The 7,701-nt window shown below is 35.3% G+C and carries 8 protein-coding genes; 6 read left to right on the forward strand and 2 right to left on the reverse strand.

The annotated features are described in order from the left end of the window. Positions 1-252 precede the first annotated feature (252 nt). The 3 genes from RHOW815_RS05635 to RHOW815_RS05645 all read left to right on the forward strand — a co-directional run bounded on the left by RHOW815_RS05635 (position 253) and on the right by RHOW815_RS05645 (position 1,808). Positions 253-420 carry a hypothetical protein gene (locus RHOW815_RS05635; RefSeq protein ID WP_215217358.1) on the forward strand — a complete coding sequence of 56 codons (168 nt, stop codon included), beginning with the start codon at positions 253-255 and terminating at the stop codon, positions 418-420. A gap of 176 nt (positions 421-596) precedes the next feature. Continuing rightward, the gene (locus RHOW815_RS05640) at positions 597-1,214 is read left to right on the forward strand and encodes a Yip1 family protein (RefSeq protein WP_215217359.1); all 618 of its coding nucleotides are present in this window, start codon (positions 597-599) and stop codon (positions 1,212-1,214) included. Between the two features lie 21 nt (positions 1,215-1,235). Then, on the forward strand, positions 1,236-1,808 hold the full coding sequence (locus tag RHOW815_RS05645) for a hypothetical protein (RefSeq protein ID WP_215217360.1): 573 nt from the start codon (positions 1,236-1,238) through the stop codon (positions 1,806-1,808). On the opposite strand, the gene rnhC is transcribed toward RHOW815_RS05645, so the two are convergent. Next, on the reverse strand, positions 1,797-2,696 hold the full coding sequence (gene rnhC / locus RHOW815_RS05650; protein WP_215217361.1) for a ribonuclease HIII: 900 nt from the start codon (positions 2,694-2,696) through the stop codon (positions 1,797-1,799). The two genes, RHOW815_RS05645 and rnhC, sit on opposite strands and share 12 nt — an antisense overlap. A gap of 142 nt (positions 2,697-2,838) precedes the next feature. Here rnhC and RHOW815_RS05655 point away from each other — a divergent pair, with 142 nt between their 5' ends. Together RHOW815_RS05655 and RHOW815_RS05660 are read left to right on the forward strand one after the other, a co-directional pair. Next, positions 2,839-3,246 (forward strand): helix-turn-helix domain-containing protein, encoded by a 408-nt coding sequence (locus RHOW815_RS05655; protein ID WP_215217362.1) that lies wholly within the window; start codon positions 2,839-2,841, stop codon positions 3,244-3,246. 29 nt (positions 3,247-3,275) lie between these two features. Further along, the gene (locus RHOW815_RS05660) at positions 3,276-5,138 is read left to right on the forward strand and encodes a bifunctional serine/threonine-protein kinase/formylglycine-generating enzyme family protein (RefSeq protein ID WP_215217363.1); all 1,863 of its coding nucleotides are present in this window, start codon (positions 3,276-3,278) and stop codon (positions 5,136-5,138) included. Here RHOW815_RS05660 and RHOW815_RS05665 read toward each other — a convergent pair. After that, positions 5,135-7,141 (reverse strand): hypothetical protein, encoded by a 2,007-nt coding sequence (locus RHOW815_RS05665; protein WP_215217364.1) that lies wholly within the window; start codon positions 7,139-7,141, stop codon positions 5,135-5,137. The two genes, RHOW815_RS05660 and RHOW815_RS05665, sit on opposite strands and share 4 nt — an antisense overlap. A 148-nt stretch (positions 7,142-7,289) precedes the next feature. Between RHOW815_RS05665 and RHOW815_RS05670 the strand changes: the two genes are divergently transcribed. Further along, positions 7,290-7,496 carry a hypothetical protein gene (locus tag RHOW815_RS05670; RefSeq protein WP_215217365.1) on the forward strand — a complete coding sequence of 69 codons (207 nt, stop codon included), beginning with the start codon at positions 7,290-7,292 and terminating at the stop codon, positions 7,494-7,496. The last annotated feature ends 205 nt before the right edge of the window (positions 7,497-7,701 follow it).

A 7,701-nucleotide genomic window follows, 5' to 3' on the forward strand; every position in this document is an offset into this window, starting at 1 on the left:
CTTAAAGGAAAAGACGGTATACAATCGATATTACGAAACGTCGGTGACTTTTTTTCAGGCAATTAGAGGATTCTTCTTAGAAGAGATACCGAAAATATAGGATAAACGACAAGTTTCAAGTCGTTGACTTAAATCCCATTAAGCTAGCCGTTTGAATCGGCACTAGTATATCTAAAAGTTATGCAAGAGATCTATTGAAAATCATCGACCAATTTGTAAAGATGAGTTTTCAAACATCTTTTAGGGGATAATATGATACTTCGCTTAGGATTCATTTGCGCTTTACTTACAAGTTCTTTCGCTTATTCCAATCAAGATACTTCAAATATCGTAATCGAATTTGATGACGAAGATGAGGATTATAGCAGTATAGAAGAAGATTTAAGGCTTCTAGAAGAAGAAGATAGACTGCATAATTAATTAAAAAATAATCTTTTAAAAACAGGTAATTTATGAAAGCCGTTATTTACAAAAATAACGGCTTTTTTATTATGTTGTTTTGCAACGAGTTATTAATTAAATTAAAATCATTCATAGTTTGTTATTGATTAGTTATATTTTTGAATTTATTATGAAGATAAATAAAGAGGGTAAATATGCATCCTTGGCGCGATATTTGGACCAAACCCAGAGCAACCATTCAAGCCCTTGTAGCTAAGGATCCAAGCTATGGATTTAACAGGCTTTCTTGGATTTATGGGATTACTATAGCATTAAGTTTTTCTAAGATGTTCTCCTTAATTACCCTCTATCCTTTATGGGTTATATTGCTTGGCTCTTTGCTATTAGGTATAGTATTTGGTTTAATATCTATTACCATTACCGCTTATATTTTACATTGGTGTGCGCGCCTTATAGGAGGGAATGCTCCTTTTAAACAAGTTAGATGTGTTGTTGCCTGGTCGAATTTACCGGTAGTAATCAACATATTGGCATGGCTACTTTTGATTGGCGTATTTAAAGAACAAGCTTTCTATTCGGATTTTCCTGCAGAGGTCACATTGGCAAATAAAACAGGCCTGTTTCTACTAGTTATGTTAGGGCAGTGGGTTGCAGCTATTTGGTCTTTTGTTATTCTGATACAGGGTCTTAGGGAAGTTCAAGGGTTTTCCATTTGGAAAGGATTCTTAAATATCATCATTCCCATTATAGCAGTGGCAATTTTATCTATATTGATGAGCGGAGTGATCAGCTGGTTTATTACAAAGACTTAAAATATATTAGGAGATTAGATTATGAGAAAACTATATTCCATCTTAAAAACAGGAGGCCTCTGCTGTGTTTTGGGCTTAGCGCTTACATCTTTTTCTCTGGATGCTAAAGAAGTGGTTCTTAGCAAAGAAGTTAGTAAGGCAAAGAATCATTGGCAGGAGTTTCGTTCTCTCAACGGTGAATGTTGTATGAAATTTCCTAAATACCCAGATCATTTATCAGAAAAATTACGCCTTCCTGAAATAGGATTTGATTTAAAATACGACGCTTATATTTCTGCAATAGATCAAAAAACCACATTTTTATTGTTAATTGCTCAATATCCAGACTTTGTGGATCAAACCTATGCGAATAAAAACTTAGAAGGCTTTGTAGAAGGTCTTCTTAAACATAATCCAGGCCTTACTCATGAGCTCTCTTTAGTAAATGGTCATACCGTACTAGATTTGTTTATCTGTAAAGAAGGGATGTATTTTAAGGGAAGAGCTTTGATGGTAAAAAATAGTTTTTATCTAATGGCAATGGAATGTGAAGCGCAATATTATGATGAAGCAAGCTATAAGACCTTTATCGATTCTTTCGAATTAATGCGCTAAAATTTCCTGTAGAGTTTTAAAATGCAGTTTGGCTACCTCTTCTAATAAATAGCTGCTATGCTTGGAACAAAAGGCTTTTCCTACTCGAATAACTTCTTGAGACGCCCCTTTAGGGAGCTGGATTTTATAAAATAGGCGTAAATCATAAAGCCCTTGTAAAAAGGCAGCTCGCGCTAAAATGGAAGCAGCAGCCACGACTAAATCACTTTCAGCTCGATGACGTTGTGTCAATTCTAAGTCGAGTTTTTTTTGTTTTATAGCGTCTAAAATAACTGTTTCATTGGCAAACTGGTCAATAATCACTTGTTTACAATGTGTTTTTTGCACAAGCTCTGCAATAGCAGTTGCATGCCCCCATGCCAATAGGCGATTAAGATTTTGAAAACGAGCGTAGAGCTGGTTGTAGGTTTTAGGTTTGAGAATGACAAGTGTATGAGGGCAGATGGTTTTGATTTTAGAGGCAAGTGCTATCACTGCAGGATCGGAAAGTATTTTACTATCTCGTATCCTTAAGGCTAATAAGCCTTGGATTTTTTTCTTATCTGCGTATACCGCTGCAATACATAAGGGACCAAAAAAATCCCCTTTACCAGCTTCGTCTACCCCAATTCTCTCTGAAGTGTCCGTTGGCTCTGGATTTGAATAAGTAAATGTTTGTAGGATTTGAGGTTCAATATAAAATCTAATGAACTCATCCATTTCTTTTCCTTGTATCATCAGTTTTCCAGATGTGTACAAAGTGCAACTAATTCCTTTTTTTTTTGCTGAAAAAAACGTATAAGCAGGTGTAGTCAGGGTAAATCCTTGATCGATGAGATCTTCACGCAGATGATCTTTCAGCTTAAGATCCATGGTTGTTACAAAACAAGAGCGTTTTTGAAATGTCATTTTAATCTAAAAATAATGAGATTATGGTAATTTTACATTGATTTTGAAAAAAAACAAGGATAGATTTGCAATTAAAATGCTATGATGCTTCCTAAGATAGGAATATTATTCATGATATTGCTTGAAATTTTAAAGGAGAGGTATGGGTGCAGAACTTAAAGGTGTAGGAGAGCTTTTTAAAGCTAAACGCCAAGAATTGGATATATCATTGAAAGAAGCAGAGAATGCAACCTCTATTCGTTCTAGTTATCTAGAAGCAATTGAAGAAGGAGAGATCGACCAATATATCTCTGGAGTATACGCTTTAGGATTTATGAAGCAATATGCTCAGTTTCTAGGATTAGACATTGAGCACATGATTCGTCAAAATCCTCAAGTTTTTCATATGCCAGCAGAGAAGCATGAATTTTCTTATGGTATTGGAACTTTAGAAGTACGCGGTAGTATGAGTGGGGGGGTTAAATGGTTACCCAATTTGCTATGGGTTGGTATTGCTGCATTTGTGTTGATTATTGCATGGTATCTAGCAAAATTCTTAGGTGTTCTTTAAAAAAACTAAAATCAAAGGAGAGATAATTTATGATAATGACTCACTTCGGGGATTATGAGTTATTAAGACCTTTGGGACGAGGGGCCTTAGGACAGACCTATCTTGCAGAACATCGTTTATTGCAAAAGCAGTACATTGTAAAAATTTTACCCGAAGAGCTCTCTTCTGATGCCGATTTTATTACCCGATTTGAAACACACATTGTTCAACTAGCTCATTTAAATCATCCTCATATCGCAAAAATTTATAACGCATTATTTTTAGATAAGCGCTATGCAATTATTATAGAAGCTATTTTAGACGAAGATCAACAACCCAGCTTAAATCTATCGCAATTTTTACAGAAATTTCCTGATTTGCCAGAAGAGACCATTCTCTGTTTTGCTCAACAAGTGAGTTCTGCTCTTGATTATGCGCATATCCAAGAAAAACCACTTGCTCATGGAACATTGAAACTCAGTAATATTTTAGTTCGTTATACCTCTAAAGGACCAGAAACTATTATAACAGATTTTGGTTTATCACAGATCATTGGACCGCTTGCTGTCTTGAGTCGCATCTATCATGCAATGAGCTCTTTTTACAGCCTAGAAATCGGTTGTGATACAAATGGTAAAAATTATGCAATAGGACCTTGGGATGAAGCTTGTGCTAAAGAAGTCCACCGTTCTTTTGTCGAACAATTCCCCTTTTTATCTCCAGAGCAAAAAAGGCAATTTAATTGGACAAGCCAGCCTAAAGCAGATGTATGGGCTTTTGGCGTGTTATTATATTATCTTTTGATGCGTAAGTTTCCTGAAGGTTTTTTCGATCTTCCTTCTCAAAAAATCTCTGATCTTAAATGGCAATGGGATGCTTTAATTTGTAGTTGCTTGCAAACAGAGCCTGAAATGCGTTTAGGGCCCCTTCAAGAAAAAATGAGCGAACTGGTCAATATTTCTGCTCTTTCCTCTTGTGAAGCGCATTTAAAAAGACTACAAGCAGAAAAATACATTATGGGGACTAAATTTTCCTTTACCACAGCCTGTCACGCTAAACCCATCTTAAATCCCCAAGAGCTCACAAGACCCTCTTTTGAACCAGATCCCGGGGCTATTTTTCAAGCAGAAATGACGGTTTCTCCCTATAAACCAAAACCACAAGTAGAAAAAGCTATTCAACCCATTTTAACCAATATGGTCATCATCCCCTCCGGTGTTTATTTGAGGGGTAGTAATCAAGGTGCACGTGATGAACATCCTCGACATTCAATCCACATGCATTCTTTTGCTTTAGATATTCATCCTATAACAAATGAGCAATTTGCCCGTTTTTTAGAAGTGATGGGAGGAGAAAAAGATGGGCAAAATAATGATATCATCCGTTTGCGTGAATCTAGAATTAAACGCAGTGGAGGAAAACTTAGTATTGAATCAGGTTATGCTAAACACCCTGTAGTAGGCATTACGTGGTATGGAGCTATAGCTTATGCTAAATGGATAGGAAAAAGACTTCCAACCGAAGCTGAATGGGAAATTGCTTCTTATGGAGGAAAAGAAGATTTTCTTTATCCAACAGGACAAGATATAGATCGAACACAGGCTAACTTCTTCAGTTCCGATACTACAGCTATGCTTAGCTATCCTCCTAATGAATACGGACTATATGATATGGCAGGCAATGTCTACGAGTGGTGTCAAGATTGGTATGATTATCAGTATTACGATCTGTCCATCCAAGAACCAAATCATCCTCAAGGACCACCACAAGGGGTATATCGCGTACTGCGTGGAGGGTGCTGGAAGAGTTTAAAAGAAGACCTTAGATGTTCTCATAGGCATAGAAACAACCCAGGAACCATGAATGGAACCTATGGATTTCGTTGTGCAGCAGATGTGGCGATTAATCCTTAAAGCAAATAGGAAACCGTTGTTTGAGTAGGGGATATTAACGCTTTTTCCAAAAGGTAGATTAACCAGGAATCTTTAGAAGAAAGTCCTGTTTGATTAACATGGATTTTTTCTTTGAGACAGTATGCTTCATTCATACTTAATTCTATAGCTTGTAAAGCTTGTTCGGTTTCTCCAAAATCTATCATAACAAAAGGTTCATTTTCATCAGATGCATGGATAGAATCTAGGGTTGTATTTAGTCTCTCAAGAGAGTTTAAGTCTATTGATGGATTATTGTTTCGATCTTTTTCTGTATCAAGAAAGACAAGTACCTCATTCTTCAATTTTTCTAATTCAGCTTGTTTTGTTTTCAGCTCAGCTAATTTTGTTTTTGTGTAAAAATCATATTTACGATTGTCGATGGTTGAATCAAATCGTGCACCGTTGAAGAATGGTATTCTGTGGTGTATGGTTGTTAAAAGACCAGAAGGTGAAGTAACATGTAAGTAATTTGCTTGTAAATTTGCCTGAGTTGTTAAATCCTCTGGTATGAATAAATTTTTATAGCCCACCCATGTCACTATATCTTTTTCGTGATAGGCAAAGTTAAGCTCAAGCTCTAACGCAGAACTCTTAAGTTTATTTACTTCTTTTTCCCATTGATCAATTGTAAGATCATCTAGTTTAGGGGAGCAAAATGCAGAACAAGAGATATGGGATAATTTAGAAATAGGAGGATACCTAACTTTTTCGTTAAAAAGCTCTACACAAAAAGCCAAAGCCCTTTGTGCATCTATTGCACCTAAAGAATGCCCACAGATTTCTAAAGCTGGCTTTTCTGTTGCTTTGCAATAGCTATTTATCATTGTAGCTATTTTTTCTTTATGGGTATCAAAAACGGTTTTTCCAATACCATTAGTGTCTAAGATGTCGCGTTTCATACTTTCTATGCCATCAGTTCCTCTAAAAATCAATTGAGCTGGAAGAGATAGCTCTTTATTTATAGGATTAAATAAATAGCAATGCAAGCCCTTTTCATTAATATGATCTTCTAGTTTATGGTAGATAAGACCATGTTTTTTAGTAAGAATAGGGATGATCATGTTTTTACAAATAGTATCGGGCTTGGCATAACCTGCAAACTTAGCTATCTGTTCAGAAGAGGCCAAGAAAAGAAGTTTTTTTTCCTCTTCTATAAAACTTTTAGCTTCCTCAGCTAACCTATGTATGTGGTATTCATATTTCGTATAGGCTACACGTTTACTATTAAAATCCTTGGGAAGTTGGCCTAATACTTTTTCCAATTCTTCCCATAAAATCTTTGCTTCCCCCGGCAATAAATGTTCTAGTGGGTTACGGAAAAAATCCACTAGCTTCTTTATATCCTGAGTAGATAACTGAGAGAGATCTTCTGCTTTTTTAGATAACTGTAAATAAACTTCACCTTGATTAACCCTTATTAACAACTGATTTAAATTATCAGTAGTTATTCCATGACCCATTAAGGCAAATGCATGTAAAAGATCCGGCTGTGTTAGATTCTCTGGTAAAGAGACTTGTTCCCAAGACTGCATTCTCTCTATAAGCTCTTTTTCAAATAACTCAGAAGCTGCTCCAAAGAATTCTTCTTTTGTAACCTGTGATTTTTGGAGCAAGGTACTAAGCACAGATTCTTCATGAATAGTAGGCCAAGGAGTGTAAGTGATTTGTGCTTTCTGAGCTTTTATAAGAGGGTTTAAAGGAGAAAGTATTTCTATATTTTCATAAAAGGTTTCTTGACTGATATGAATAACAGGCAAAGGAAAATAAGAAACTTGCGCTTTTTGAAGATTAGGGGTTTGTAATTGCAATGGTCGAGTTTCTTCATTCATAGGATAGGACACAGATGCCTTAGGAAAGTAAAACACTAACTCTTTTGTTTGTTTTGGAAGGATTTCTGAATGAGCTATTTGTGAGGAGACACAAAAAGCTTTTGTCACAAAATCTAGTGGTTCTGATTCTTCAGGAATAATAGAAAGATTCATACATGAAGGTTTTTGCTTTTTTTCATATGGTGGTGGAAATGCTTTGCAAATGATTTTTGCATCTTTAAAGATAGATAAGAAAGAAGAAAGTAATCCTATTTTTTTTAATACTCTACACAAACGAGAATAAAAACTTCTCCATAGAAAAGTGCCAATAGGCTTCGTTGTAGCTTTTACTTTTCTAGTAAAGGAAGATTTTTGTTGGCCAAGTATTGTTATTATACTTTGGATCGAAGTAAGCACAGGCCTTGCAAGAGGACTTTGTGCACAACTACTTATAAACCGAGGGGTTTTGGGGAGTTGGTTGGGTAGCTTAGAAAAAAACCAAAAACTAATATTTCCCATAAGTCTATAAAAAATTAATTAAAAACACATTATATCAGTTATGGAAATAATAATAAATTTAAATAATTAATTTGATTGTAAACAAGATATTAAACTTTAATATAATGAGAGTTCATGAACCTATCTTGAATTGAATATAAATTTTCGCTATGATACCAGATCTTTTTATTTTTTAACTAAAGACAGATGACATGAGCAAGCAAGGATTAAATGAA

Source organism: Candidatus Rhabdochlamydia sp. W815, assembly GCF_018642185.1.
GTDB classification, from domain to species: Bacteria; Chlamydiota; Chlamydiia; order Chlamydiales; family Rhabdochlamydiaceae; genus Rhabdochlamydia; species Rhabdochlamydia oedothoracis.

Excerpts from the sequence above, each read along its gene's own strand:
- RHOW815_RS05645 (WP_215217360.1), top strand. The coding sequence starts at position 1,236 with ATGAGAAAACTATATTCCATCTTAAAAACAGGAGGCCTCTGCTGTGTT.
- RHOW815_RS05665 (WP_215217364.1), bottom strand. The coding sequence starts at position 7,141 with ATGAATCTTTCTATTATTCCTGAAGAATCAGAACCACTAGATTTTGTG.
- RHOW815_RS05655 (WP_215217362.1), top strand. The coding sequence starts at position 2,839 with ATGGGTGCAGAACTTAAAGGTGTAGGAGAGCTTTTTAAAGCTAAACGC.
- RHOW815_RS05635 (WP_215217358.1), top strand. The coding sequence starts at position 253 with ATGATACTTCGCTTAGGATTCATTTGCGCTTTACTTACAAGTTCTTTC.
- RHOW815_RS05660 (WP_215217363.1), top strand. The coding sequence starts at position 3,276 with ATGATAATGACTCACTTCGGGGATTATGAGTTATTAAGACCTTTGGGA.
- RHOW815_RS05640 (WP_215217359.1), top strand. The coding sequence starts at position 597 with ATGCATCCTTGGCGCGATATTTGGACCAAACCCAGAGCAACCATTCAA.
- rnhC (WP_215217361.1), bottom strand. The coding sequence starts at position 2,696 with ATGACATTTCAAAAACGCTCTTGTTTTGTAACAACCATGGATCTTAAG.